The following is a 26,764-nucleotide window of genomic DNA, read 5'->3' on the forward strand; positions in this document are numbered from 1 at the left end:
ATGCTGAAGCCCGACCTGAGTCATTCTGCACAGCGCACCTGGGAGCGAACCGACGAAACCTTACTCTGGCAACAGTTCCGGGAGGGGCAGGAAGCGGCTTTTCAGGGGCTGGTTCAGCATTTTTATCGGGAACTGCACTTTTACGGTGGCCGTTTCACCCGCGATTCCGATCTGCTGAAAGATTGCCTGCAAGACCTGTTTCTGGACTTATGGACGTATCGGCACAAGATCGTGCAGACACCTTACATCCGACCGTATCTCTATAAGTCACTTCGGCGCAAAATTCATCGGGAAGTGATGCGCCATTCGGCAGTCGTGAACGAAGACTATATCCCATTCGATGACGTGAGTTCGGATGAAATAACGGCCGAACAGGCGCTGATTCATACCGAATTGTCGGAGTATCAGACGGCCCGGCTCAATGCCTTGCTCGCGCAACTATCGGACCGACAACGGGAAGCCATTCACCTGAAATTTTATGCCGAGCTATCGAATGAGGAGATTGCCGATATACTGGTCGTCAACAAGCAGTCGGTGGCCAATCTGTTGCATCGGGGATTGACACGTTTGCGGGAAAGCTGGCCGTCGCTGTTATCGCTACTGGCGGGCTGGTTGCTGCACGAATCGTTTACAAAATAATGGCTGTGTGCTGAGTATCAACCCGAAAAACGATTCTATTAACAACCGAAATGGCTTACTCCCACACGATATGAAAGCGTATCAACAGTATACCGTCGAAGACTTTCTGACTGATCGCTGGTTTCTGGCTTGGGTGAAACACAACCAGCCCGAAGCCCGTCAGTTCTGGGAGCAATGGCAACAACAGCATCCCGACCAGCGCGACACCCTGCTGTTGGCGAAGGATATGGCCGAAGCGCTCAAAAATCGTCCGCATAGTCTTTCGGCGGAGCAGGAGCAACTGGAGGTCGAACGGATTGTGAAGCTAACCCGGCATGTCCCCGTACAATCGAACGGGTCCGTTCAGCGAAACCTATGGACGCAGTACCAATGGCTGGTAGCGGCTATGGTGTTGCTTATATTGGGGGTTGGTGGATGGGTTCTGTACAATCGTCATGAAACTACCTCGACCACTTTAGCGCATAACTCGTCTGCGGTCGATACGTCTACCACTAATGACTGGGTGAATCAGGTCAATGGCACCTCGCAACCTGTACAACTTTCCTTACCTGACGGGAGCCAGTTGACCCTGATGGCGCATAGCCAGGCTTCCTATCCACACACCTTTGATTCGTATAAGCGGGAAGTGCACCTGAAAGGCGATGCTTTGTTTTCGGTTGTTCACGAAGGGAAACGCCCGTTTCTGGTTTATAGCGGAACCCTGGTAACGCGCGTACTGGGTACCCGGTTCCGCGTACAGGCCCGACCCGGAGAAACCCGTATGAGGGTATCCGTACTATCGGGGAAGGTCTCCGTCATGAATCAGCAAGACTGGAATTCGGCGGAATCATTACCGAATGTGCCGAAGGCAGGTGTTGTCCTGACAGCCAATCAACAGGTGACGTATGATGCCAATCAGGGGAGTTATCAGAAAGAACTGGTGGCTAAACCGACCCTGCTTCCCTCGACATCCGAAACACCGGAAACCTTCACGTTTGACGATACCCCGGCGACAGCGGTTTTTGAGCGGCTAAAGAAAGCATATGGGGTTGAGATTATTTACGACGCGTCGGCGCTGCGGCATTGTACGCTAACGGCATCCCTGGCGGGTGTTTCGCTATACGATCAGCTTCAGTTGTTATGTGCTTCCATCGGTGCTTCGTACGAAGTGGTGGATGCCCGCATCATTATTACCAGCAAAGGCTGCTAAAATTTCTTACTAAAAAGCCCGCTATGCTGCAACATAACGGGCGAACTTGACCGATCTGGCGGCTTTTTCGGGCCACCGCCGACCGGTATAGCTACTCCTTTGCCCGGAATAACTAGAACTACCCCCAAGTTATGTACAAGTTTACAAATCACGAAACGATTCGGATGCTTATGCGAATCTCGCTACTCCAATTGTTGCTTACGGTATGGCTGGTCAACAGCGTTCTGGCGGCTAACGCCCAGGAACTCCTCGACCAGCGAGTTAGTATCCGGCTGGATAACAACACGTTCCGGCAGGCCTTACAGTCACTAGAAAAAACCGCGCATGTCAAGTTCGTGTATAGTCGGCAGATTGTCCAGATTGACCGGAAAGTATCGCTGGCAGCGACGGACGAAAAACTGGCCGATATTCTGGAACGGCTGTTGAAACCCCTGCAACTGCGGTATGTGGTAACGGGCAGTCAGATTGCGATTGTTCCCGGCCCGTCGGCCGATGATGTGGGCGATACGGGTTCATCGCAGACGCATCTGGAAACAGCCGACAGAGCTATCACAGGTACGGTAAAAAGCGAAACCGGGCAGGGGTTACCCGGTGTAAGCGTTGTGGTTAAAAACACCACGCGTGGGACAACTACCGATGCCGAAGGACGCTATCGACTTTCTATTCCCGATAATGAATCCGGTATTGTACTGGTCTTTTCGTTTGTGGGTTATCTGAATCAGGAGGTTGCCATTGGGAGCCGTTCGACTGTCGATGTGCAATTAGCGCCTGATACCAAAGCCCTGGGTGAAGTGGTGGTGGTAGGGTACGGTACACGAACCAAGAGTTCGATCACGGGCTCGATCGCGTCGGTAAAAGCCGAGGAGTTGAAAGTGACACCCGTTGCCAATCTGGCACAGGGGATTCAGGGGCGTGTGCCTGGTCTCGATATGCGTCAGAATTCGGGTACACCGGGGGGCAACATCAGCGTACGGATTCGGGGCACCAACTCGATCAACGGAACCTCGGAACCGCTCTACGTAATCGATGGTATTCAAATTTCGGCTACTTCGGCGGTTAATGCGGCTAACCCACTGTCCCAGATCAACCCGTCGGATATTGAGTCGGTGGAGGTGCTGAAAGATGCGGCTGCCACTGCTATTTACGGAGCCCGAGCCGCTAACGGCGTAGTCCTGATTACGACCAAACGGGGAAAAGACGGGGTCACCAATGTGACGTATGATGGCTATGTAGGCCAGCAGGAAACCACCCGAAAGCTGAGCATTCTGGATGCCTCGCAGTTTGCTCAGTTAGAAAACGACACGTATAGCCCTACCGTTATATACCCGAATCCGGCCAGTATCGGTAAAGGGACGAATTACCTGGATCTGATCTTCCGAAAAGCGATGATCCAGAACCACCAGTTGTCGGTTACCAGTGGGAACAACAAAACCCAGATTGCACTGGGAGCCAATTACTTCAATCAGGATGGCATCATCAAATCGACCAATTACAAACGGTATGCGTTTCGGGCCAATATTGACCACCGGATCAATGACCGCTTCAAACTTGGCACCAGCCTGTACTATACCGTTACGAACGAAAATCGGGTCAATGCGGGCGGGACGGGGGTGAACGTGACCAGCGCCCGTGAGGGAATTCTGGGTCGGGCGGTGGCCGCTCCGCCGGTATTACTTCCGTTTCGGCCCGATGGTAGCGTGTATTCCTTTGCCGATCAGATGAATGGCCGCTACCGGGAAACGGTCAACCCAATGGGTGAACTAGCCAAAAAAGATTACACGACCACCAACCGCTTACTCGGCAATCTGTATCTGGAAGTAGCCATTGTCAAAGGGCTTACGTACCGGGCCAGTTTCAACGCCGATCTGACATCTGGGTTGCAGGAGCAGTACTCCCCCCGCTCCATTGTCGATTCGATTTCGCTCAATAACCCCAATGCCGTCAACGGAATCGCCAGTAACAATAGCAGCTATTTTCGGTCCTTACTGCACGAAAGCATCCTGACGTACAGGAACGTTTTTCGCCAGAACCATTCGCTCAATATCACTGCCGTATACGCGACCCAATCCGACATTTTACAAACGAATAACCAGACGGCTTCTGGCTTCGGTAACGACTTTACCCAAAACTACTCGACGGGTAATGCGACGGTCTATGCCTTATCCAGTTCGCGCAGTAAAAGCAGCCTGATGTCGTATCTGGGGCGGGTTTCGTATGGTTTCAAGGATCGGTACTTTCTGGACCTGACGGGCCGAATCGATGGGTCGAGCAAATTCGGAGCAAACAACAAATACGGCTTTTTCCCGGCTATATCGGGTGCCTGGCGAGTTATTGAAGAGGATTTTATGAAACCCGTCACGTTTATCACCGACCTGAAAGTACGAGCGAGTTATGGCGTAACCGGGAATGCGGGTGCCATCGGGTCGTACCAGTCGCTGGCAACGGTGAGCGGGCAGGGATACAACTATAACTTCAATAACAACGTCCAGACGGGCATCAACCCAACCAGCATCGCCAATCCCGATCTGAAATGGGAGCAGGCTACTCAGCTTGACATTGGCGTCGATTTGGCTTTCCTGAACAACCGCCTGAATGTGGTCGCCGATTATTACCATAAACGCACAGATAACCTGTTGTTCACCAAAGCGTTGCCCTGGTCGTCGGGCTATACGACCATCACGGGCAACTACGGTTCCATCGAGAACAAAGGCCTTGAACTGGGCATCAGTGGAAAGATTCTGACAGGAACGGTCAAATGGGAAGCCGCCGGAAATATCACGTTTAACCGAAATAAAGTGCTGGCGCTGGATGGTGTGCAGCAGGAACTGGCTTTGTCGAGCTATTCGATTCTGAAAGTCGGCTATCCGCTGGGTGTGTATCGTACCTACATCCTGGACGGCATCAACCAGACGGGCGAGACGTTTTTACCCGGTTATGATGCCCGAACGGGTGGATTCAAAATTAAGGACGTTAATGGCGATGGTAAGATCAGTACCGACGACCAGGTGATTGTCGGCAATGCACAACCCAAGTACTTTTTCGGGTTTTCGAGTTCGGTGAAATACAAGAATTTCGAACTGAGCGGGTTTGTGCAGGGTGTACAGGGGAGTCGATTGTTCAATGGGTTCCGGTTTACGTTCGAAACCCCTTCGGGGCAGGTCAATCTGCTGGAAGGCATGGCCAATCGCTGGTCGGCCACCAATCCCAACAACGAGTATGTGAAACCTGCACAGGGAACTAACCTGCCCGTGGGCGACCGCTGGGTAGAGGATAATTCCTACATCCGGGTCAAGAACCTGACGCTGGCCTATAACCTTCCGCGTACCAAATTCAGCAAAAGCATTCGGGCCTATGTCAGTGGCAATAACCTGTTTACCATCACCAACTACCAGGGCTGGGACCCCGAATCGAATAACTACGGAAGCTCCAATGCCCTGTTCTACGACAATGGTACGTACCCAGCCGCTAAATCGTATGTCGTTGGCCTTCAGTGTACGTTCTGACCCTTAACTCCTGACTTTTATGAAACGATATTTTTCTAAATCTACCCTGGCCGCGTTTTTCGTCGCTGTGTGTGCCAGTGCCTGTCAGAGTCTGGACGAAACGGTGTATTCGTCCGTGATCACCACCGATTTTTACAAGAGTTCGCAAGATGCCGAAGCCGCCCTGACTGCCGCCTATGGGTCTATCAACGACCTGTTCGATCAGGCACCTATGGTGCTGGCCTCCGATTTTGCTGCCGATCAGCTTTGGGTAAAGCCAGTCGTAGGTCGTAATGTCTTTGCCCTCTACAGCTACGATTCCGACTATTCGTCCTCCAAGAGCTTTGGGCGTACGGCCGAGAGCCCACTGGGTTTATGGCAGTTTTGCTATAAAGGCATCGAAAATGCAAACTGGGTCATCGAGCGCGTACCGTCTATTTCTATGGAGGCTACGCGCCGGGATGCGATTGTGGCTGAAGCTAAATTTTTGCGGGCGCTATACCATTTTACGCTCACCAAAAGCTTTGGGGATGTGGTGATTCGGACATCGCCCAGCAAAAGTGAATCGGATGCGCTGGTGGCTAAAAGCCCGAAAGCGGATGTGTACAAACAGATTTTTAAAGACCTGGACGACGCCATTGCCAAGCTGCCTTCCTATTCAGCGTCGACGGTGAAAGGGCGGCCATCGAAAGAAGCGGCTACAGGCTTATACGCCAAAGCGGCCTTGTACGCTGAGGATTGGGCAACGGCCAAAGCGAAAGCCATTGAGGTAATCAACTCCGGGAAATATAGCCTGATGGCCGATGTACTGGATCTGTATAACGTCGACAAAGAAGACCTGGCCCGGCAGGAAAATATGTTTGCCTTTGAGGGCGATTACAGTACAAAAGCCCGAGCCACAACGATGATGGGTTTGTGTGGCCCGCCAAACAGTGCCGGACGCGACTATGGCAACTCAACCTTCGGTTCGCTGTTCGCCTTCCAATCGTTCTTCGACTCCTTCGACCCGAAAGATAAACGGCGGCAGTTGCTCGATACGACTTACGTTAGTGTAGCCGGAAAGGTGATTCCGCAAAAAGACATTACCCCCTATACGGTGAAGGGCGTGTTGATCAAAAAGTACATGGACAAAAACTCAATCGGAGCGAAAGGGCGGAACAATGTACCAATGCTGCGGCTGGCTGATATGTATCTGATTGCGGCCGAAGCTGAAGCGCGGCAGAATGGTCCAACTGCAACGGCTTATCAGTACATCAACGCCATTCGGAAACGGGCTGGACTGGCCGATTTGAAAGCAGGGCTGAGCAAAGACGACTTTATCAGTGCGGTATTGCAGGAGCGAAGCTGGGAGTTTTTTGCTGAAGGTGACCGCTGGTTCGACCTAACCCGTACGAATACGTTCCTTTCCGTAATTCCGAAGGCGGTCAATGAGGTGTATCCGGTACGAACTCCGCAGGCAAAACACCGCTATTATCCCATTCCGATGGATGAAATCCGGGCCAATCCCAAACTCGAACAGAACCCGGACTGGAAATGAACAGACTTGGTCAAGTAGGTAATCTGGTCGTTGCCGGGTTGGTTTTGATTGGGTTGAGTGCGTTCCTGCCAACGGCATCGCTGGTTCCCGACTGGGCTGCCTCTTTGGGAACGGCCGATAGCCTGAACATGGAAAAAGCACACCAGGAAATCTGGCGTCGGTTTGTGGATGAACATAACATCCTGATCGATTTTGCCGATGAAAACGGCCACTTCGACCGACCAACAGCGGATGAGTTTCGGCAGAATAAACCTAACGCACTGGGTTGGTGGACACCGACCGAAAACGGTTCCATGTTCAACGGACTGTATCTGGATGGACTTTGTCAGCGGTGGTTGTATCAGCATCAGGAGGCCGACCGACAAAAAGCCCGCAAGCTGGTGCAGGGGTTGTTGTTACTGGCGTCGGTGGGCGATACCCCCGGTTTTATTGGCCGTGGTGTAGCGACTGATGGCAAAACACCACCTTCGATGGGTTCCAATGATCAGACATCACCCTGGTTTTATGGGCTATGGCGGTATCTCTATGCCGATATGGCCGAACCAGCCGAGCGTCGGCGGATCATCGCTAAAATGGAGGAAGTAGCAAACGTGTTGCTATCGACCAATTGGCGGCTGCCAACCCTATCGTATGCGCCCGCCCGGTATCGAAACAACTTTGCCATTTTTACCTGGGAAGGTGCCCCCCGGCTGCTGTTCATTCTGAAAGCCATGCATCAACTGACGAGCAACCCGAAATGGGGTAACCTGTATCGGGAAGCGGCCGCTGAAATGGGTGGGGAACCTCGCCGAACTCGGCTGCAAATCTGCGCGGATGGGATGAGGTTCGATGTGCCGAAGCAATTTCGCTGGACGGGGGTTACGAGTACCGTGGATGTGCGGGCGCTCTGGGAAATGGAAACCGACCCGGCTATGAAGCAGGCGTATGAACAGGGGCTGAACGCTAGCGCCCGTAGTGCTGCTGCCGACATTAGCCGCTGGCATCAGTTGGACAACCATGACCTGAAACCCTATTTGCACGACTGGCGGCAACTGAACCGATGGTGGAAACCGCAACACAGTGAACAGGAAGCTCTGGATGTTTCAGCTACGCAACTAGCCGAGTTGGTGAAGCTGTCTCCGCGCCGGAATCAGGAACTGGGTTTTGTGCGGGAGCCGCTCTGGATGTCGTGGATCGTCACCTTAGCGCCGGATAAATCGCTTATGGACCAATACCGGGACGAGATACTGGGGGCCATTGGGCATTTTCAATACGATAAGCTGTATTACTCGCAGTTCTTTCCCGCTGAAGCCGTTTGGTTTCGGCTTCAGAAGATGGAGAAATCACGATAAGAATTTTGTCATGCTGACGAAGGAAGCATCTTAAAGCTTCATCAATCATGCATCAGGATACGTTAAGATGCTTCCTTCGTCAGCATGACAAAATCATATGCTCAAATTTTGAACAAACTCCATGAAAAGCATTTTTTATTACTGGCTCTTGATGGGTTGCCTGTGCTGCACTTCGGCGGTTTACGCTCAATCAAAGCCATCTATAACCGCCCCTTCTGCCCTTGAACAGCAGATCGAGCGGGCGCGTCAGGAGCTAAATCGGCGATTTATCAGCCCGAAGTATGGAATCCTATACGACTACGCAGGGCGGGATGGGACTATCTTTATTCCGACGGCTGAAGAATGTAAAACCGATAAACCAAACGGCTTATCCTGGTTTTCACCGATAGAAAATGGGGCCTTTTTCAATGGTATTTACATCGAGGGCTTATGCAATCGCTGGAAGATCAGTCGGAAGCGGGAAGATGCACTTGAGGCTCGTAACATAGCCGATGGACTGGTTCGGCTGGCTACCATTGGGCATGTACCGGGGTTTATTGCGCGGGGAGTTGCGGAGGATGGCCAGAGCCATCATGTTGCCGGGTCAGACGATCAGACTGGGCCGTGGTTTTACGGCATGTGGCGGTACATCAAAAGTGGAATCCCCGATCGGGCCGAGCAGCAGAAGCTTATTCAATTGGTCGAAAAAGTAGGTAATGCCCTTGAAAAAGCAGACTGGAAACTTCCCTGCGACCGCGAAGGCTATGGTTTTCGTGGCAACCTGACTGACAAAGGCTGCCGAATTTCGGCTCGATTGGTGTTCATCTATCGGGCGTTGTATGATCTAACGCAAGACAAAAAATGGCTGGATGGGTATTACCGACGACTGAATGAAATACCTGAAGGCGATTCAATGACCCGGTTGGAATTGTGCGCCCAGGGAATTCCGTACGAAACAGCCAATCCCGACAAAGGGAACGCTACCGAAAACGAATTCTGGATTACGGGGATATCCCAGGCCAATCTGAAGGCGCTGATCGAACTGGAACAGGCGCCAGCCATTCGTGAAAAATTTCGGCAGGGACTGAACCGAACCGCCGAAAAAGCCGCTCTGCATCTGTCTCGGTATAAACACTTCGATAACCAGCACACAATTGGTTTCAACGAAAACTGGCGATCACTGAATGACTTTTGGAAACCCCAGCCCGATATTGCTACGACGCTGGAACTGGCGCTTCAGCAGGGACGCGAATGGGCCAAACTGTCGCCCGCTCGCGTGTACGAAGACAAACACATGCGGGAGCCTCTATGGGCCTGCTGGATTGTACTGCTGTCGGGCAACAAGGCATTGATCAGCCAGTACCAGGCCGATCTGACGGGGGCCTTAACACATTACGACTGGAAGCAGCTATACACCGCCCGATTTTTTGTCGTGATTCCGGCATATTACGAAGCAAAGATGAATAAACTGATAGAACCGTAGCGATGGACCGTACTGATTAGTATGATGATGATTTACACAGATCTTAATCAATCATCATCATACTAATCAGTACGGTCCATCGCATCGATAGGTTGGTTTGGTAAATCCCCGGTGGTTATCTGCCGGGTGATTTATGATTCATGTATCGCTAACGAAAATCGGTTCTACCGATTGATAGACTGGACAAAGTCAAGCTTGGGTGCTTCACCGAAAACCGTAGTCAGATGCTCTGGTGTCGGTTTTCGTTGGGCCGTTAGCTGGCTCACCAGTATATAGGCCACAAACGAAGCCAGAAAGGCCGGGAATACTTCATGAATATCGCCCAGGCTCTCGTAACGGGTTCGGACGCCAAATCGCCAGAGAATATTGACCACGATACCCGCCAGCATGGATGCAACGGCACCCAGATCGGTTCCCCAGCGGAAATATAATCCGCCAAAAATAGTTGGGAAGAAACTGGCTACATAGACCGAACCGGCAAAGGCGGACAATTCGACCACATCGGCAGGTGGGAAGATGGTGAAATAATACACGATGATGCAGTAGAGTAGCATAACCACCTTTGTCCGGGGGATAATTTTCTCGACGGGCATCGGTTTCCAGACGTTCCAGATGTCTTTCACAAGGGTAGTTCCCACGACCAACGTAACCGACGCCAGAGCTGCCATCCCAGCCGCAAATAGTCCCATCAGGCAGATACCACTAATCAGGGGATTATTGAATTTCTTGAGCATAAAGCCCACCACTTCGTCGGTATTGTTGATGAGTTGGGCTGCTTCTTCACTGCTGACCATGCCGTGTACCAATGCTCCCAGCCCCATAACGCATACGAGCGAAACCCCCATGAAAATGGGCGTCCAGGTCATGGCAAACTTCATCCCGGCCTTATCTTTCACGGTGTAGAACCGGATCAGTAGCTTAGGTTCGGAAATCTGTTTCATGCCAATTGACAGCCCAATCCCCACGATGTAGGTAAATGAGGTCAGTTGTCCAAACGTTACCAGGCCATTGCCGATAGGTGTTCCTTTCTTGGATACATGATCGACAACCGCGATTTTAGCCATCAACGCATCATACCCACCCACGTAGATGAACGGCAGCGACAGCATGATAATGGCCACAATGAACATCAGAATACCCTGAACGGCGTCGGTCCACATAATGCCGTACATACCGCCCGCAATGGTATAAAAGCAGGTGAAGAACAGCATAAAAGCCGCTCCATACGCATACGGAATATCCAGCAGCGACTGGAGCAGGTGAGCACACCCTTTAGCAATACCGGTCATGTACCAGACAGTAGCAAACAGAATAATCACGGCCGACAACACCCGGATGCTGCGCGAAAGCTGACTCTGGTAGCGCAACTGAAAATAGTCGGGCACCGTAAACGACTTCAGCCGGATGCTCTGATTCCGCATCCGTGGCCCTAAAATCTGCCAGGAAATGATGCAGAATACCGCCCAGAAAACGCCCACCCAGGTCCAGGATAGCCCATACCGGAACGATTCGCCCGCCTGACCGATGTAGGTGTTGGTGCTGACAAAGGTGGAAAAGAACGCCAGCGATACCACCCAGCCGGGTATCCGGCGATCGGCTACGTAGTATTCGCCCACGGTTTTGCTGGCCTGCCGCTGCAGGTACCAGCCAAAGGTGATGAGGGAGATCAGGTAAACTACCATGCAAAGTAGCACCGTAGCATGTTCTGAGAAGTAGGTCATAGGAGAGGGGAGTAAGGGGAGGAGAAGGGAGGAAAGGGAATAAGGGGAAGAAAGGCAGGAAAGGTATAATCCTTTCTCCCTCTCTTCCCCTTATTCCCTTTCCTCCTTTTTATCTTCATTTCGGATGTCGATGTTCATAAACTGCACGGCAATGGCGTTGAGAATCATGATCACGATAATGAACCAGTACGGAAAGGCGGTCAGAAAATCCATTGGTCAGAAAATTTGTTTTAAGTCGTTCTTCGTCACTTTGCCCATGGCATTGCGGGGTAGTTCGGCTACGATTCGGTAATGACGCGGTACTTTGTAAGCCGCCATTTGTGTACGCATCCACTGGTTCAGGTCCGTTAGGTCAATCGGTTCTTTCGTTACCAGTACTGCGCCTACAATTTCGCCCCATTCTTCGTCGGGCAAGCCGATAACCCCGCAGTCGCCAATGGCCGGATGGGTTCGTAAGACCTCTTCGATTTCAAGCGCCGACAGCTTGTACCCACCCGACTTGATGATGTCGATGGAACTGCGTCCAAGAATTTTATAACTCCCGTCGTCAAGAACAGCCACATCGCCCGTACGGAACCAGCCGTCTAGGGTAAAAGCGTCCTGCGTAGCCTGTGGTCGCTGCCAATACTCGCGGAACACGGTTGGGCCCTTTACCTGTATTTCGCCGGGTTGACTGTCGGCAACCGGATTGTTGTCTTCATCCACTAAGCGAACGCCAACCCCCGGCAACGGCTGACCGATATGACCCGGTACGCGTTTGCCCCGGTACGGATTACTGATCGCCATGCCAATTTCGGTCATGCCGTAGCGTTCCAGTAACACATGACCACTGACCCGTTCCCATTTTTCCATAACCGTAACGGGTAAGGCTGCCGAACCCGAAACCATCAGCCGGAACGACCGCATGGTGTTTGTGAGGGCTTGCTGTTCGTTGGCTGGTAGCGTTTCCCAGTGCGCAATCAGTTTAAAATAAATGGTTGGTACGGCCATAAACAGGTTGATGGCTCCCTGCTGAAAAGCGTTGAAGACGGCGGTTGCTGAAAACTCCGGCAGAAATTCACAGCACGCTCCGGCCCAAAGGGCACAGCCAATCACATTGACAATGCCATGTACATGATGCAGCGGCAATACGCAGAGTATGTGGTCGGTTGGTTGCCATTCCCAGGCTTCAATAAGCGTACTCATCTGCGCTTCCAGATTGGCATGGGTGCTGACCACACCTTTCGGCAGGTTTGTGGTGCCACTAGTATATAGAATCATCGCTCCCCGCTGCGGATCAATATCGGGTAGCTCAACAGTCGGATAGGTTTCCGGCTGACTCAACTCGACAAAACGCAGCTTTCGGGCTTCGACGAGGGGTTGAAGAATAGATGCATATCGGGCAGAGGCTACTACGATGCTGGCACCCGTATCATCGATCACATATTGTAGCGAAGCGGATGGGTACGTAATGCAAAGTGGCACCGCGATTCCGCCCGCCCGCCAGATGCCCCACTGCACCCGCACATAGTCGTAGCCAGGTTCGACCATAAACGCGACGCGTGTTTCGGAAAGGTCGGTCTGGCCATTGAGCAGTTGCTGGCTAAATGCTGCCGAATCGTCAAGCAGTTGTGTGTAGGTATAGGCTTGACCATTAGCCAGGATGGCTGTATTGGCCGAATGATGGTGCGCCTGTTCAATAAGATGAATCATAAAAACCAAAAGGAAAGAATCGCAGCCTGTTACCCTATTAACTCGTGTTGGCCTTCAAGTAGATTGGTGATACGCATACGGAGTCGTTAGTTACCTAAAAATGTCTATTCTCTGAACTTCCTATGGCTGGGATACTCATGCGGGCACTGGAAGCGGGGGCAAAATGGGAAGGGGATAGGCGATGCGTTGAGCGAACAGCCTCCAGTGCGTTTCTGACCGTTGCACGGCCAACGGATTCACCGCAGAAACCCTATTTGAATTTGATCGTCAATGGCATCAATAACAAGATAAACGCTGTTGAGGCTTTGCGCAGGAAATTGAATGACTGGAAAAATGGGAAATGAGCCCGTTTCGTTAGTCATTCGTGGTCATTTGCCTTCGGCATCAAAGATTGTCATGTATTGGAAGGCTACCTAATGACCATGAATGACAACCCTTGACGCCGAAGGCAAATGACTACGATTATAATTCCCGAATCTGGATATTCCGGTACCAGACGCGCTCTTTGGGGCTGTGGTTCTGGAGGGCAATTTTGCCTTTAGCGTGAGGGGTTGCATACGGCCAGTTGGCAAACTTACTTTTCGCAACCAGGGCTTTCCAGTTGTCGGAGCCGTACTCATAATCGACCAATTTTTTGCCGTTCAGGAAGTGCTCTACATGGTTTTTGTTGACAACGATACGGCCTTTGTTCCATTCACCGGGTGCTTTTGCCACATTCATATCGGCAGGAGGAATCATGTCGTAATTGGCACCGGTTAACTGTGTATCTTTTAATTTGTAGGGTTTTCCATCGCCATCCAGATACCCTTTGTCGTCGATCACCTGATACTCTGGTCCCGACATATAGGTTGATTTAATATCTGGGCTGTCGATGATTTTATACACCACACCGCTGTTGCTGCCTTTGGGGATTTTGAACTCAAACTCCAGCTCGAAGTTTTCATATTCTTTATCGGTAACCAGGTCACCACCTGTACCATCGGGGGTCATGGCTCCGTCTTCGACATACCAGCCTACCACGCCATCTTTATGGTAGCTATGCCAGCCTTTTATCGTTTTTCCGTCGAATAGTGAAGTCCATTTGGGAGGGGCTGTGAATGCTAATGGGCAAAACAGTACACTGAGAAGCAGTAATCGTTTCATGGAGTTTAGAATTTTGAGATAAAAGTAACTGAAATGGTGAATTTTAACTATATGTTTTGAGCCTGTTATGTGAATTCTATCTTTGCCAGATGCGTAGAAAGAATGACATCTTATTAAAAAGCGCTTTTGAGGAGGCATTTCCTGATTTATTACGATTTTTCTTTTCGGAGGCCGACGAGTTATTCGACATGAACCGAGGGTTTGAGTTCATGGATAAAGAACTGAGCGAACTCTTTCCCGAACTGGAAAAGCAGGGCGGTTCTCGGTTTGTTGATATGCTGGTTAAAGCCTGGTTGCTGGATGGTACTGAAGAATGGATTTTAGTACATCTGGAAATTCAGGGTGATGATACGCGCGGATTTGCGCACCGGATGTTGCAGTACTGGTACCGTATTTATGATCGGTATGGAGTGGATATTGTTGCCCTGGCGGTGTTTACTGGGGGTAAAACTCAACCTAGACCAGATCTGTACCACAAAAGCTTTTTAGGAACTGAGATCACCTACAAATACAACGCCTACCATATTCTCGATCATTCGGAGAGTGAGTTACTGGCAATGGATAATCCGTTTGCCCTCATTGTACTGGCTGCCCAGAAAGCGTTGTTGTTAGGTAAGATTCCTGAAAAAGAGCTGGGTGAACAGCGGCTGACGATTGCCAAAGCGTTGATTCGAAGCCAGCAATATGACAGTGAGCAAATTCGCCGTTTTCTGTTCTTTCTAAAGACATTTGTCTACATTGGTGATCCAGACATAAATCGTAACTTTGATAAGGCGATTGAGCTACTAACCGGAACGCAGAGAGCTATGGGTATCATCGACACAATCAAAATGTTAGCCAAAGAGGAAGCCCGCGAAGAGGTTTACGAAGAGGGCTTAGAAAAAGGTATTGAGAAAGGTATCGAACAAGGCATTGAACAAGGCTTAGAAAAAGGTATTGGGCGAGGTATTGAGCAAAAGAGCATTGAAGTAGTCAGGAATCTTTTGTTGGCCGAGAAATTTACCGATGCTGAAATCGCCAATTTCGCCAGCGTAACCGAAGAGTTTGTGCGAACGGTGAAACGTAAGCTTGCCGAATAGCCATTCATTAAGATTCCTTAAATCAGAAAGCGCCCAAGACAGGAATCGTTCACTGTTTTGGACGCTTTTTGATTCAGGAGTATTCAATCACTAGGTCGCCATGTCGCGGGTGGCGTCCAGATCGTTGTATTTGCGGTCGAGACCTTCGGTCGATTTCTGATCAGAACGGTCGGGTCCGGAAATCATATCCTGCGCGGCAATACTGCTTTCGTCGGCCATTTCCCGGGGGAGCTTCTCTGCTTCCCGGCCTTCTTCAGGTCGTTCGCCTGGTTGATTCTGAGCTGGATCTTTGGCGTTTACATCGTAAGGCCGGGCCGAGTCGCCCGTGTCGGGTGCATCTTCCATACCTTCCTCCGTACCCGGAACGGCTTTTGCTGCTTCGGCTATATCCTCATGGATTCCCTCGTATTGCGTACCTTTTTCGGCATTAATCGACCTAGGTTCTGCCGGAGCCGCTACCGCAGCGGTGAATGTGCTCAACGAATTAACCTCATTCCGTATGTCTGGCACCGCTGGTTTAGGAGTATCCGGCAGGTCCGGAATTTCGGGACCGGGTGTCGGCGGGGTAGGGGGCGTTTCCGGCGGTACACCGGGCGTTGGCGGAATCGGCTGCGTTGGGTCGGGTGTTCCGGGGGTTGGGGGAATCATATTTTGGACAGACGTTCCGTCTAGGGGCTGGTTGCCGCCCATATAATTCCAGCCAGCAAACGAGTTGGTCGATGTAGTTTTCGAGTCTGTGCTGGTCGTATTCGGTGATTCATCTTCCGACGATAAGCCTGTGGCTACCGTAGATCCCGCATCTGGATTTCCCGTGATGTCGGCAACCGCAATTGGGTCGTTTGGTAAAACAGCTTCGTCAACACCTTCGCCTACATGCAACGAGGCTTCGGAATTTTCGTAGGTTTTACCTCGCAATGGATCACCCTGGACGGTTCGTTCTTCGTCGGAGCTATAGCGATTGCGAAGTTGTTCGTCCACAACGTCATCGTCGGTATCACCGATGGGGGTCAGTTTACCGTCGACGAGTTTGACCATATTTGTTTCCCCCTGATCCGCACCAAACATCGCTTCCGCATTTTCGTTCGATACCAGATTAGCCTGTTGAGCGCCGTCGCTGAGGGCTGATGAATTTGAGTTTTCCATGAGAACTGTGAATGTTTTAGGTTTAAAGAGAACTAATGGAAACGTAAAAAGTTTTGTGGTATGGTAACGCAAAGAGCTTACCCGCGTTACCGTACCAATGGGTTACATAAGCGCATCAAATAAAATCTCGGCGGGGTGCTGAGCTTTCCGGCCAGTGCCGTCCTTGATCTGATGGCGGCAACTTGTACCGGCTGCCGAAATGATCGCATCTTCGGCTTTTCGAACAGCAGGGAAAAGAACGAGTTCACCGATTTGCATCGACAGCTCATAATGTTCCGCTTCGTACCCAAACGACCCGGCCATTCCACAGCAACCGGAAGGAATGAGTTGTACGTTGTAGTTTGGAGGTAAGGAAAGCACCTTTTTCACCGGAACCATTGAAGAAAGGGCTTTTTGATGGCAATGCCCGTGTACTTTTACCAGCCGGGCTTCGGTAGTGAATACACTCTTGTTTACTCGACCGGCGTCAACTTCCTGGGCCAGCCATTCCTCAAATAGAAAAACGTTTTTGGCAATACGCTGGGCATCGGCTTTCAACTCGGCAGGTACCAGATCGGGGTATTCGTCGCGGAAGGTCAGAATGGCCGATGGTTCCAGACCGATCAGGGGCGTCTGGTCGGTGATCTGGTCTTTCAACAGCGTTACATTCCGAATAGCGAGCTTACGGGCTTCATCGACCAACCCTTTCGACAAATACGTTCGGCCACTCTCGGCATGGTCGGGAATAGTGACCGTATAGCCCAGCCGTTCCAGCAACTGAATCGCTTTTTGCCCAACTTCTACGTCGTTGAAATTGGTGAACTCATCACAGAAAAGCATAGGGCGCTGGGCATGGGGCGTGGATTGGGCAGCCACATTGGCCCTTTGCCCTCTACTCCTTACCCATTGCTTCAGCGTCGTGCTGGATAGGTGGGGCATCGTTCGGTCGGGGTGGAAACCGACGAGCTGATTGGCGACCCGGCGGAGAGCAGGGGCGTTATAAATGGCGTTGTAAGCCCAGGGGGCGATACTGGCCAGCGACATCAGTTTGGTGAAGTTGCCGACGAGTCTAGCCCGTAATGGAACGCCTTTTTCATGATAATGCTGTTGGGTAAATTCGGCCTTCATCCGGGCCATATCGACACTCGACGGGCATTCGGCCTTACAGCCTTTGCACGACAGACACAGGTCAAGTACTTCTTTGGCCGCTTCGTAGTCGAGTTCGGTTGGGGCCGATTGGCTGCTGTAAAAATGCCGGAGAATGTTGGCACGGGCGCGGGTCGTATCCCGTTCGCGTCGGGTAGCCATGTAGCTTGGGCACATGGTGCCACCCGAAATTTCGGTTTTACGGCAGTCGCCCGAACCGGAGCATTTTTCGGCCAGTTCGAGTAGGCCGCCATCTTTCGAAAAGTCGAATACCGTTTTAGGCTGTGAAATCACCACATCGGCTTCCGCCCGCAACGACTCGTTCATGGGGGGCGGGTCGATAACTTTGCCAGGGTTGAAGGTATTGTGCGGGTCCCAAAGGGTCTTGACCTCTTTGCACAACTGGTAGTTTTCGGGGCCAAGCATATACGCAATGAATTCACCCCGGAGCCGACCGTCGCCATGCTCCCCCGATAAGGAACCCCCGTATTTTTTGACCAGCTGGGCTGTATCCATCAGCAGCGCCCTGAAGTTGGCCCGGCCTTCCGACGATTTTAGGTTGATGAGTGGCAACGCATGAATTTCGCCCGCTCCGGCATGGGCCGAATATTCGAGTTTCAGCCCATGGTTCTCCCAGGCCATCCGGTCCAGTTCATCGATATAATCGGGCAGGTCACGTACATCGACAGCCGTATCTTCGATCACGTTGGCCGGTTTTTCGTCGCCCGGAATATTGTACATGATGCTCAGACCGGCTTTGCGTAACGCCCAGGGCTTCTTGGTTTCGTCATCGAACAGAATCGGGTAGGTGTAGCCCAGTCCTTTTTCCCTGAGGTCAGTAACAAACGCGCTGGCCTTCAGGCTGACGCCTTCTTTGGTGTCATCGAAAAACTCGACCATCAGAATCGCTTTGGGATCGCCCTCTACAAACGCCCGGTTTTTGGTTTGTTCGATGTTGGTTTTGGTCAGTTGCAGAATGTAATCATCGACCAGCTCCGAAGCCGAACACTGATGCGCTAGTGCCACCAGATTGGCTTCCAGTGACTGACGGATCGTTGCAAAATGAGCACAAACCAGTGCCGTTTCTTTGGGAGGTAAGGGTAGCAGATTCAGCTTGGCTTCGACTATGAAACAGAGCGTACCTTCCGAACCCGCAATGAGGTTGGCAAAGTTGAAAAGGGGAGAGGAAAGGGACGAAGGGGAGGAGTGGGAGAAAAGGGAATCGTTCTTTCCTCCCTCTTGTCCATCCTCCCTTTCCTCCCAAAATTTTAAAAGGGCATCCAGTGCATAGCCCGTATTCCGGCGGGTGACGGTGGGTTTTGGATAGCCTTCGCGAATGTGTTGCCGGACTTCGGGTTTGGAAAGCCAGTCGCGGAATTGTACGTAAAGGCGCTGTTCGAGTGGGCTGACTACATGTTCGCCCCGGCATTTGGCGTCGAACTGCTCCTGTGTCAATGGGCCAAATGTGACTTCCGCACCGTCGCTCAGAACGGCCCGAACTTCGAGCAGATGATCGCGCGTGGTGCCCCAGACGATGGAGTGAAGGCCACAGGAGTTGTTGCCAATCATACCGCCAATCATAGCCCGGCTGGCTGTACTGGTTTCGGGGCCAAAGAGCAGCCCATGCGGTTTCAGAAAGGCGTTCAGGTCGTCGCGGATAACGCCGGGTTGTACACGAACCCATCGCTCGGCGGCATTGACTTCCTGAATGGTTCCGAAGTATTTAGAAATATCGACCACAATACCGCTACCTACAACCTGACCGGCAAGTGAGGTTCCGGCGGCACGGGGGATCAATCCCAGGCCATGTTGTTGCGCAAATCGCAGGAGCCGTTTAATGTCGGCGACCGACTTGGGTAAGGCCACCGCTATGGGCATTTCCTGATAGACCGAGGCATCCGTTGCGTAGAGTAAACGCTGGGCGGTGTGTTCGGGAGATTCATCGAAATAAAGGTCGCCTTCGAATGAAGGTTCCAGCGAGGCAAAGGGCGGTTTATGAGGAAGACGAAACATATACCAAAGGTATGAAGAAACTTAGTTCACTCTTTCGGAACCAGTTTATAAGCTCGCCAAACAAAGAAGCTAACCACTACGGTTAGCAACCCAATCATACTGGGAATTGTCCATCCGATGAGTTGATCCTGATTGTAGAATTTAGCCCAAATGGACTGACCTTGTATCACCAGAAACAGACTGGCAACGAACAGACGCATGCTGGCAGTCATTAGCCGAATATTTCCGAGCTGACGGGCTATATTCTCCGGTGTACGGGGGCCAGGAAAGTTCATAAAGTCGGGATGGATTTTTTGAGAAGCCCATAGTATACCGATAACCAAGAAAGCAATAACGGGTAAGATCAGTAAAGTTGCCGGGCTACCCCATCGATCGGGCTGGCCATGTAGATTGTAATGAATCGCTATTGGGTTGGGCAACCATAGGGCTCCGGCGATGGAAAACATAGTGAGCAGTATAAGCAGCAATATAGTCAGCCAATTGGTAAGGCGTTCATAGGTAGCCATGTCTGTAATTAAGGGTAAAGTGTATACCAGAGAAGGTAAGAAACCATAGGCAGATTATGGAATTGACTACTTGTCTGCATCCATCGGGTAAACGACTACCGCTATGACTTTCCGCCGAACCTCTACACCGATCCACGTTGATTTTACCCCTTTTGTCGACCTCGCCTTTTTGCTATTAACCTTCTTTATGCTGATCAAGACGGTACAGCAGCCTGGCATGATGACCACCTCTGTTCGTGGGGGTAGTATGTGTTATTGGGATGAACGCCCGAAACCAGATGCACACATATTCCTTTTGGCTAACAATCGAATTGGCTTTCTGACGTATCGACCTGATGGCTCGAATGCGGAGTTTTTAGAAACTGATTATTCCATTGAGGGGATCAGAAAGCAGCTATTGAGTATCAGCCTGAATCACGATTATGGGGCCATTGTGCTGATTAAGCCCACGGAACAGGCAACATTCAAAAATATTGTTGATGTACTGGATGAACTGCAAATTCTTGGGCATATCAACTTTAATCTGGGATACAAGCTGACTGCCGAGGAGAAGCATATGCTGGAGAGGTATAAACAGTATAAAGCTGATAACCCGTCAATCCCTGTAATGATGCATGTGCCTTTATATCCTCATTCACCAATTTATATGTAGTGTGACATAGCTGATTTTTCAGGCTAGTGTAACTATTAATCATCATAATGTCCGCGAAGCGAGTGGACAATTATATCGGTATCAGTAACTGCATAAATAATCCGATGCTCGTCGGTAATTCGACGTGACCAGAATCCACTTCGATCACCTTTTAGTGGTTCTGGCTTTCCGATTCCCTCAAAAGGTGTACGGCAACATTCCTCAATAATTCGGAAAATACGTTTTAAGATTTTAGGCTCAAAGGCTGCCCATTCGGATAGATGTTCGAGGGCTTCGGGCTGAATGCGCGTTGTCCTCATTTGGTGACCTTAAACTTAGTCACTTCCGCCAATACATCGACAGATTCATCATTGTCTAATGCATTTGCGAGTCGGGCCAGGTCTTCGTAAGGGAGGGCATATTCATACGTAGCTGCTTCATTTCGGGCTATCAATTCCTCGGTTGTTTCTTCAGGTTTTACAATTACCTGAACTCGACGGTTGCCGTAATAAGCTTTAATGCTCTCCAGCAAGTTGGGCCCTGCTTTGTCTGCGTCAATATGAAATACGAGAGAGTCCATGACTGATTTTTATCAAAGATAACCAAAAACTTTATCAGCGAGGTTTGTTATCGCCCCGGTCAAAGACGCGCTTTAGGCGGCTACCGATAAAACTACCCACAAACGTCAGAATCATGGAGCCGTATAGTCCGAAATTCTCCAGTTCGATATGGAAGGAATTGGTGGGGTGTTCGAGAAAGAAGGTGTAAACAAGCCAGATCGATGATGCCTGGACGATGGCCAGAAACCAGCCTTTGCGGGGTTCCAGAAACCCCAGACCCGTTGCCAGAATGGTAGCGACCAGATAGGGAAGGTGGGCCGCTATGGCAACCCGAATGCAATACAATAAAAACGCGCTCCCGATCAGCGTCAGGACCACGTTTAGCAAAAGTCGGCGGTCGAAAAAAGAAGCGTTCATAGTATATATGATGTATGATATAGGATGTTCGGGCGCTTATAAGCCATACATCCTATATCATACATCATATAGCCCTTACTGGTTCACATACACGTTACCTGCCGTGGCGGAGAGTGTAACCGGAATACCCCCTCCGTTGAGGGTGCCTTTAATACGATTGCGGTCCGTATCACCACTGAAGTTGTTCAGCGGAATTTTGATGTGATTGCCACTCAGGTTTAAGCTAATGCCTTTATCGAGCGGCATTCGTACACGAACGCTACCCGCACTGGTCGACAGACGAACCGGGCCGGTCAGTTTGCTGATGCTCACGTCAACCCCACCGGCACTGGTGCTGGCATCGATGCTGCCCACGATGTTGTCCAGACGAACTGAGCCGCCCGATGTGCCTGCTTTGATGTCGCCTTCAATATCTTCGCCGTTTACGCTGCCCCCGCTGGTTTGGGCATCGATAGGGCCTTTCAGATCGGTCAGGCGAATGCTGCCGCCTGAGGTTTGTAGCCGCATTTTGCCCGATGACGATTTCGCTTCGATGGAGCCACCGGAGGTTTGCAGAGCGATTTCGCCGGATCCAGTTGCCTGACAGCCGTCGAGATGGATGCTGCCACCGGAGGTCTGGCCGTTGATGTCGCCATCTACATCGCTCATGTGCAGGCTACCCCCGCTGGTACGGAATTTCTGCGTACCGTTTAGGGCCGCCAGGTGAATGCTGCCTCCTGAGGTGCGCAGGTCAGTAGCCATGTTGCGGGGGGTATAGAATTTGAAACCAATGCTGAGTGACCGTTTCCAGTCACGGTCGTTGTTCCGGCGTTTGGCGGTGGCCACTACCGTATTGCCTTCCTGCGTAATGGAGATGTCGTAGTCTCTAAGCCGCTCTTCAATTTCGGCTTTATCCAGATTTCCATTTCCGTTATTGCCGCGTACATACATTTCTACTTTTACCTCTTTTCCTGAGCCGCCCTCTACGGTCAGGCTACCGCCGGAGGTTTCGGCCCGAACGGTATTGATATTGCCCGAAAAGGTTTTGGTCTGGTAAGGAGTCTGGTCGTCGGCCGGACGATTGGCAAGGGTTGTCAGCGAGAGGGTTGCTGCGCCGAGGAGTGTTAAGAAGAATTGATTCCGTTTCATACGATTGATTTTGATTTCGCTGTATCAAAGATGATGTTTCTCTTACGAAGGTTGCATTAGCTGTTGTTCATACCCGTCGGGCGTTGGCCGTCCGGTTAGTAGAGATCTTTCAATGGGTATGCCAATTTGTATAAAGATCTGAGGTATAGGGGTTTGTGTTTTTCTGTTGTATTGCCTCTGTCCGACAGCGGACATCTGGTTGTTCATTCACGGACAAAAACAGCACGTTTGCTTACGGCCAGATACAAAATCATACAACTGCCTTCTTAGAAAACTACTAAACCCTAGTTATTTATACGCATAGATAAATATAGTAAAGTTTAAAAATCAGGTGGTTATGGTGTGAAAATACTTACCAAGGATATCTTATTTTTAGCCTGATTCGAATTTTATTTTGAAATAATTAAAGAATATAAAATTAAATTTTAAATATTAAGGCATATAATAGAATATAATTGTGAATAAATATAGTAATTGGAAATTTACTATTGATTTATTGTTTTTATTGGAATTATATTTGGATTAAAAATGACCTGACAACAGGAAATTTTTTAATGCCTGGCCAGCATCAATAAGTCTCTGAGTATACCTGGAAAAGGTCGCAATACCACCTGCCTTGTCCGGATTTCTTTCCACGTAATAAAGCGCCTGTTCTTTTTCCATTAGCACCAGTCAGTCACTGGCGTAGGTGTTCTTTTTAACCTAATCATGGAGTGAAATGCAGCACAAACAACTACTACTTATCGTACTTTTTGCCTTTTGTATACCCCTTCAGCTTCTTGCGCAGAGTCGGGTTATAAAAGGTACGGTCACTTCCGGCGAAGATAACTCAGGACTTCCCGGTGTAAACGTAGTGATCAAAGGCACAACCATTGGGGCATCAACAAACGCAGAAGGAACGTATTCCATTGCCATTCCCGATAATCTGTTCAAAAACGCGGTACTGATTTATTCATTTATTGGGATGAAAACCGCCGAGGTAACGGTGGGGAATCAGACCTCTATTTCGGTTCGGTTACAGCACGACGAAACCTCGCTCGATGAGGTGATTGTGAGTGCGTTAGGGTTTAAGGAAAACGCCGACAAACGGGGCGCTACAGCTTCCAAAATCGAAGCAAAAGACATCGTTCGGTCGGGCGAAACGGGGGTCATCAACGGTATGTCGGGCAAAGCGGCTGGCGTTCAGATTACCAAGTCGGCCGGTGACCCAGGGGCTGGTTCCTACATCCAGATTCGGGGGCAGAATACCATTACGGGCTCTACCCAGCCGCTGGTTATTGTGGATGGGATTCCCATCAGCAACTCGACCCTGGGAGATGGCGCGGCCGGGGTAACCCAGCAATCGCGTTTGAACGACATCAACCCGGAAGACATTGCGTCGATGCAGATTCTGAAAGGCGCTTCGGCAGCGGCTTTGTGGGGTTCGCGGGCGGCCAACGGGGTAATTGTGATCACAACCAAAAAAGGAGCCAACAGCGATAAGGTCAATATCTCGTTTAGTTCTACCGTTTCGTTCGATAAGCCCAATCTGCTGCACCCCCTGCAAAGCAATTATGGCCAGGGGTCGGATGGTGTGTATAACCCAACGGTTGCCAATTCGTGGGGCGATAAAATCGCCAATCGGGCCGGGGGCGACGATGTGGTGAATATGAACGGGGCTCGTTTTGAGGCTTATTCGGGCAAAACATACTACCCCATCATCACCAAAAACTCGAAAGAAACCTACAACGACATACGGAAAGATGTAGTTTTCAGAACGGGTACGTATGTCGATAACAACCTGTCGATCAGTGGCGGGAACGAAAAAGGAAATTTTTACCTGAGCTTTGGGGATCTGCGGCAAAAAGGGATCATCAACGGCCAAAGTGATTATAACCGGACAACGCTTCGATTCAACTCTGAACGCCGGTTCAACGATGTGATTAAATCATCGACGAATGCCACCTACGCCCGAACGACTTCGAACCGGATTCAGCGAAGCAATAGCGTAAACGGCCTGTACATTGGTTACCTCCGCACCCCGCCCGATTTCGATAGCCGCGATTATAAAGGAAACTATTTTGCGTCGCCAACGGCCAGTGCGATACCGAACCGGCAGCGGGCGTACCGAAACTACTTGGGGGCATTGGCAAACCCGATCTATAACGACCCGATGTGGGCGATCAATGAGTTGACCAACTTTTCGGAAGTAGATCGCTTCATTATGAGTTCCGAACTGCTCATTACCCCCGCTACCTGGTTCGATATAACCGTGCGGGGTGGTATTGATGCCAACACCGATCACCGCATTACCAACTATCCGGTCAACTCGGCTTCCAACAGCGGTTTGGGAAGTTATGAGGAGAACATCTATAAAGAATCGGAAATGAACGGTGACCTGATCGGGCGCATATTTAAGGATTTTGGCAAAAACATTACGAGCACCCTGATCGTAGGGTTCAACCTCAACGACCGGAAATACCTCAATCTGGGCGGTACCATGAACACGTTCATCATTCCCGATGCGCCCGCCAATTTTGGCAATTCGCTGGTGTCGAACGATGCCCCATACCGGACAACCACGCACCGCCGGATGGCCCGTCTGTATTCGACTTTGAACCTCGGTTTTTATAACCAGCTCTATGTCAATGCTTCGCTGGCCGGAGAGTCGGGGTCGACTTTCGGGAGTCAGACAAAATCGACGTTCTATTATCCATCGGCCGATGTGGCCTGGCAGTTTACCCAGCTTCCCGTGTTTCGTGACAATCCTGTCCTGTCGTTTGGTAAACTGCGGGCTTCATACGGTACAGTGGGGGTACAACCCGATGCCTACCGGAACACCACAACCTACGTAAACGCGTCGTTTAGCAGTTGGGCCAACACCCTTAGTGGCGCTGGCTACGGCAATGGGGCCTATGTGCGCAGTGCTACTCAGGGAGATCCTTTTCTGCAACCCGAACGGAAAACCGAATGGGAGCTGGGTACCGACCTTCGCTTTCTGAACAACCGGCTGACAGCTGGCTTTACCTATTATCAGAACGAGATTACCGATCTGTTGCTCAACGTAGCCGTGGCGGGGTCAACGGGCTATACCTCCAAATATACCAATGCCGGATCGATGACCAACAAGGGCTGGGAAGTGGAGTTTAACTATAACCTGCTGAATAAGAGTGGCTTCAACTGGAATGTGTTTGGTAACCTGAGTCGGAATGTAAACCGGGTAACCAACCTGGCCGGAACGGACATCATTACGCTGGGCGGTTTCAGTACTACCGCCAGTACTGTTGCGAAAGTGGGTTATGCCATGTCGGCGCTCTATGGAGGGACCTATCTTCGGAAAGATGATGGCTCACTCAATCTAAATGCCAATGGGTTTCCACAGGTGGCTTCACAGTTTGGCGTTATTGGCGATCCAAACCCGGATTATCGGGGTGGTTTTGGTACGAACCTGACGTACAAGAAAATCTCGCTGAATGTACTTTTTGAGACATTCCAGGGAGGTGATTTCTACAATGGCACCCGAGGTGTACTTTACAACTTTGGTACCCATGCCGATGTAGGGAATGAGGTGACACTGACGCAGGACCTGAAGAACTATGCGGGCAAAACGATTGCTGCCGGAAGCACGGTTCGGGGAAATATTCAGGATTTTGGTGCAGGCCCTGTATTGCTCGATCAGTCGTATTATACATCCATTGGGGGCGGTTTCAGTACGCTGGTCGAACAGTTTATCACCGATGCGAGCTGGACCCGTATTCGCGAACTTTCGTTGGGGTATTCCATCAGCTCGCCCAAGTTCCGTCAGAAAAGCAAGTTGCAGTCGATTGATATTACGGTAACGGGCCGGAATCCGGTTCTGTGGACAAAAATGGTGGGTATCGACCCCGAAACGGCTCTGAACGGGGCCAGCAACTCGCGCGGACAGGATTATTTCAACAGCCCGAATACGAAGTCTTTGCTGTTCAGTATAAAAATCAATTACTAAAA

The 26,764-nt window shown here is 50.6% G+C and carries 22 protein-coding genes; 10 read left to right on the forward strand and 12 right to left on the reverse strand.

Features of this window, described 5'->3' with window-relative positions; all coding sequences use genetic code 11:
• The 6 genes from B153_RS0100485 to B153_RS0100510 all read left to right on the forward strand — a co-directional run bounded on the left by B153_RS0100485 (position 1) and on the right by B153_RS0100510 (position 9,640).
• The gene (locus tag B153_RS0100485; RefSeq protein WP_020594682.1) at positions 1-639 is read left to right on the forward strand and encodes an RNA polymerase sigma factor; all 639 of its coding nucleotides are present in this window, start codon (positions 1-3) and stop codon (positions 637-639) included.
• Between the two features lie 70 nt (positions 640-709).
• Positions 710-1,828, forward strand: coding sequence for a FecR family protein (locus B153_RS0100490; protein ID WP_157634533.1), 1,119 nt, complete (start codon positions 710-712; stop codon positions 1,826-1,828).
• Positions 1,829-1,959: 131 nt separating this feature from the next.
• Positions 1,960-5,331 (forward strand): TonB-dependent receptor, encoded by a 3,372-nt coding sequence (locus B153_RS0100495; RefSeq protein ID WP_020594684.1) that lies wholly within the window; start codon positions 1,960-1,962, stop codon positions 5,329-5,331.
• 19 nt (positions 5,332-5,350) lie between these two features.
• Positions 5,351-6,847, forward strand: coding sequence for a RagB/SusD family nutrient uptake outer membrane protein (locus tag B153_RS0100500; protein ID WP_020594685.1), 1,497 nt, complete (start codon positions 5,351-5,353; stop codon positions 6,845-6,847).
• On the forward strand, positions 6,844-8,178 hold the full coding sequence (locus tag B153_RS0100505; protein ID WP_020594686.1) for a hypothetical protein: 1,335 nt from the start codon (positions 6,844-6,846) through the stop codon (positions 8,176-8,178). Before B153_RS0100500 ends, B153_RS0100505 begins: the two co-directional genes overlap by 4 nt.
• Before the next feature lie 121 nt (positions 8,179-8,299).
• Positions 8,300-9,640 (forward strand): hypothetical protein, encoded by a 1,341-nt coding sequence (locus B153_RS0100510; RefSeq protein ID WP_020594687.1) that lies wholly within the window; start codon positions 8,300-8,302, stop codon positions 9,638-9,640.
• Between the two features lie 164 nt (positions 9,641-9,804).
• Here B153_RS0100510 and B153_RS0100515 read toward each other — a convergent pair whose 3' ends face one another.
• The 3 genes from B153_RS0100515 to B153_RS0100525 form a co-directional block, all read right to left on the reverse strand.
• The gene (locus B153_RS0100515) at positions 9,805-11,361 is read right to left on the reverse strand and encodes a sodium:solute symporter family protein (protein WP_245564810.1); all 1,557 of its coding nucleotides are present in this window, start codon (positions 11,359-11,361) and stop codon (positions 9,805-9,807) included.
• 90 nt (positions 11,362-11,451) lie between these two features.
• Positions 11,452-11,574 carry a hypothetical protein gene (locus B153_RS38665; protein ID WP_020594689.1) on the reverse strand — a complete coding sequence of 41 codons (123 nt, stop codon included), beginning with the start codon at positions 11,572-11,574 and terminating at the stop codon, positions 11,452-11,454.
• Between the two features lie 3 nt (positions 11,575-11,577).
• Positions 11,578-13,053, reverse strand: coding sequence for an acyl-CoA synthetase (locus B153_RS0100525; protein ID WP_020594690.1), 1,476 nt, complete (start codon positions 13,051-13,053; stop codon positions 11,578-11,580).
• Between the two features lie 122 nt (positions 13,054-13,175).
• Here B153_RS0100525 and B153_RS0100530 point away from each other — a divergent pair, with 122 nt between their 5' ends.
• Complete coding sequence (locus B153_RS0100530) at positions 13,176-13,397, forward strand: hypothetical protein (RefSeq protein ID WP_020594691.1); 222 nt, start codon at positions 13,176-13,178, stop codon at positions 13,395-13,397.
• Positions 13,398-13,515: 118 nt separating this feature from the next.
• Here B153_RS0100530 and B153_RS0100535 read toward each other — a convergent pair whose 3' ends face one another.
• Positions 13,516-14,196 (reverse strand): 3-keto-disaccharide hydrolase, encoded by a 681-nt coding sequence (locus tag B153_RS0100535; protein WP_020594692.1) that lies wholly within the window; start codon positions 14,194-14,196, stop codon positions 13,516-13,518.
• Between the two features lie 89 nt (positions 14,197-14,285).
• On the opposite strand from B153_RS0100535, the gene B153_RS0100540 reads away from it, so the two are divergent.
• Positions 14,286-15,275 (forward strand): RpnC/YadD family protein, encoded by a 990-nt coding sequence (locus tag B153_RS0100540; protein WP_020594693.1) that lies wholly within the window; start codon positions 14,286-14,288, stop codon positions 15,273-15,275.
• A gap of 90 nt (positions 15,276-15,365) precedes the next feature.
• On the opposite strand, the gene B153_RS0100545 is transcribed toward B153_RS0100540, so the two are convergent.
• The 3 genes from B153_RS0100545 to B153_RS36425 all read right to left on the reverse strand — a co-directional run bounded on the left by B153_RS0100545 (position 15,366) and on the right by B153_RS36425 (position 20,062).
• A complete protein-coding gene (locus B153_RS0100545; protein WP_020594694.1) occupies positions 15,366-16,418 on the reverse strand; it encodes a hypothetical protein in 1,053 nt (350 codons plus the stop codon).
• Between the two features lie 102 nt (positions 16,419-16,520).
• Positions 16,521-19,556: an FAD-binding and (Fe-S)-binding domain-containing protein gene (locus B153_RS0100550; RefSeq protein ID WP_020594695.1), complete on the reverse strand. Its 3,036-nt coding sequence runs from the start codon at positions 19,554-19,556 to the stop codon at positions 16,521-16,523.
• 26 nt (positions 19,557-19,582) lie between these two features.
• A complete protein-coding gene (locus tag B153_RS36425; RefSeq protein ID WP_020594696.1) occupies positions 19,583-20,062 on the reverse strand; it encodes a DUF1648 domain-containing protein in 480 nt (159 codons plus the stop codon).
• Positions 20,063-20,165: 103 nt separating this feature from the next.
• On the opposite strand from B153_RS36425, the gene B153_RS0100560 reads away from it, so the two are divergent.
• Positions 20,166-20,714: an ExbD/TolR family protein gene (locus tag B153_RS0100560; protein ID WP_020594697.1), complete on the forward strand. Its 549-nt coding sequence runs from the start codon at positions 20,166-20,168 to the stop codon at positions 20,712-20,714.
• A 35-nt stretch (positions 20,715-20,749) separates the two neighbouring features.
• Here the strand turns inward: B153_RS0100560 and B153_RS37125 are convergent, their stop codons facing one another.
• From B153_RS37125 to B153_RS38150, 5 genes are all read right to left on the reverse strand, one after another.
• Positions 20,750-21,013 carry a Txe/YoeB family addiction module toxin gene (locus B153_RS37125; RefSeq protein WP_083928149.1) on the reverse strand — a complete coding sequence of 88 codons (264 nt, stop codon included), beginning with the start codon at positions 21,011-21,013 and terminating at the stop codon, positions 20,750-20,752.
• Positions 21,010-21,273, reverse strand: a complete 264-nt coding sequence (locus tag B153_RS0100565; RefSeq protein ID WP_020594698.1) for a hypothetical protein — start codon at positions 21,271-21,273, stop codon at positions 21,010-21,012. The genes B153_RS37125 and B153_RS0100565 overlap by 4 nt, the downstream gene beginning before the upstream one ends.
• Before the next feature lie 34 nt (positions 21,274-21,307).
• Positions 21,308-21,670, reverse strand: coding sequence for a hypothetical protein (locus tag B153_RS0100570; protein ID WP_020594699.1), 363 nt, complete (start codon positions 21,668-21,670; stop codon positions 21,308-21,310).
• A 75-nt stretch (positions 21,671-21,745) separates the two neighbouring features.
• Positions 21,746-22,798 (reverse strand): DUF4097 family beta strand repeat-containing protein, encoded by a 1,053-nt coding sequence (locus B153_RS0100575; protein WP_020594700.1) that lies wholly within the window; start codon positions 22,796-22,798, stop codon positions 21,746-21,748.
• A gap of 522 nt (positions 22,799-23,320) precedes the next feature.
• Positions 23,321-23,461: a hypothetical protein gene (locus B153_RS38150; protein ID WP_020594701.1), complete on the reverse strand. Its 141-nt coding sequence runs from the start codon at positions 23,459-23,461 to the stop codon at positions 23,321-23,323.
• 55 nt (positions 23,462-23,516) lie between these two features.
• Here B153_RS38150 and B153_RS0100585 point away from each other — a divergent pair, with 55 nt between their 5' ends.
• Positions 23,517-26,762, forward strand: coding sequence for a SusC/RagA family TonB-linked outer membrane protein (locus tag B153_RS0100585; protein WP_020594702.1), 3,246 nt, complete (start codon positions 23,517-23,519; stop codon positions 26,760-26,762).
• The last annotated feature ends 2 nt before the right edge of the window (positions 26,763-26,764 follow it).

The organism is Spirosoma panaciterrae DSM 21099 (assembly GCF_000374025.1).
In the GTDB taxonomy this organism is placed as follows: domain Bacteria; phylum Bacteroidota; class Bacteroidia; order Cytophagales; family Spirosomataceae; genus Spirosoma; species Spirosoma panaciterrae.

Excerpts from the sequence above, each read along its gene's own strand:
- B153_RS37125 (WP_083928149.1), bottom strand. The coding sequence starts at position 21,013 with ATGAGGACAACGCGCATTCAGCCCGAAGCCCTCGAACATCTATCCGAA.
- B153_RS38665 (WP_020594689.1), bottom strand. The coding sequence starts at position 11,574 with ATGGATTTTCTGACCGCCTTTCCGTACTGGTTCATTATCGTGATCATG.
- B153_RS0100585 (WP_020594702.1), top strand. The coding sequence starts at position 23,517 with ATGCAGCACAAACAACTACTACTTATCGTACTTTTTGCCTTTTGTATA.
- B153_RS0100540 (WP_020594693.1), top strand. The coding sequence starts at position 14,286 with ATGCGTAGAAAGAATGACATCTTATTAAAAAGCGCTTTTGAGGAGGCA.
- B153_RS0100525 (WP_020594690.1), bottom strand. The coding sequence starts at position 13,053 with ATGATTCATCTTATTGAACAGGCGCACCATCATTCGGCCAATACAGCC.
- B153_RS38150 (WP_020594701.1), bottom strand. The coding sequence starts at position 23,461 with ATGGAAAAAGAACAGGCGCTTTATTACGTGGAAAGAAATCCGGACAAG.
- B153_RS0100550 (WP_020594695.1), bottom strand. The coding sequence starts at position 19,556 with ATGTTTCGTCTTCCTCATAAACCGCCCTTTGCCTCGCTGGAACCTTCA.
- B153_RS0100530 (WP_020594691.1), top strand. The coding sequence starts at position 13,176 with ATGGCTGGGATACTCATGCGGGCACTGGAAGCGGGGGCAAAATGGGAA.
- B153_RS0100570 (WP_020594699.1), bottom strand. The coding sequence starts at position 21,670 with ATGAACGCTTCTTTTTTCGACCGCCGACTTTTGCTAAACGTGGTCCTG.
- B153_RS0100485 (WP_020594682.1), top strand. The coding sequence starts at position 1 with ATGCTGAAGCCCGACCTGAGTCATTCTGCACAGCGCACCTGGGAGCGA.
- B153_RS0100545 (WP_020594694.1), bottom strand. The coding sequence starts at position 16,418 with ATGGAAAACTCAAATTCATCAGCCCTCAGCGACGGCGCTCAACAGGCT.
- B153_RS36425 (WP_020594696.1), bottom strand. The coding sequence starts at position 20,062 with ATGGCTACCTATGAACGCCTTACCAATTGGCTGACTATATTGCTGCTT.
- B153_RS0100565 (WP_020594698.1), bottom strand. The coding sequence starts at position 21,273 with ATGGACTCTCTCGTATTTCATATTGACGCAGACAAAGCAGGGCCCAAC.
- B153_RS0100490 (WP_157634533.1), top strand. The coding sequence starts at position 710 with ATGAAAGCGTATCAACAGTATACCGTCGAAGACTTTCTGACTGATCGC.
- B153_RS0100560 (WP_020594697.1), top strand. The coding sequence starts at position 20,166 with ATGACTTTCCGCCGAACCTCTACACCGATCCACGTTGATTTTACCCCT.
- B153_RS0100500 (WP_020594685.1), top strand. The coding sequence starts at position 5,351 with ATGAAACGATATTTTTCTAAATCTACCCTGGCCGCGTTTTTCGTCGCT.
- B153_RS0100535 (WP_020594692.1), bottom strand. The coding sequence starts at position 14,196 with ATGAAACGATTACTGCTTCTCAGTGTACTGTTTTGCCCATTAGCATTC.
- B153_RS0100505 (WP_020594686.1), top strand. The coding sequence starts at position 6,844 with ATGAACAGACTTGGTCAAGTAGGTAATCTGGTCGTTGCCGGGTTGGTT.
- B153_RS0100510 (WP_020594687.1), top strand. The coding sequence starts at position 8,300 with ATGAAAAGCATTTTTTATTACTGGCTCTTGATGGGTTGCCTGTGCTGC.
- B153_RS0100495 (WP_020594684.1), top strand. The coding sequence starts at position 1,960 with ATGTACAAGTTTACAAATCACGAAACGATTCGGATGCTTATGCGAATC.
- B153_RS0100515 (WP_245564810.1), bottom strand. The coding sequence starts at position 11,361 with ATGACCTACTTCTCAGAACATGCTACGGTGCTACTTTGCATGGTAGTT.
- B153_RS0100575 (WP_020594700.1), bottom strand. The coding sequence starts at position 22,798 with ATGAAACGGAATCAATTCTTCTTAACACTCCTCGGCGCAGCAACCCTC.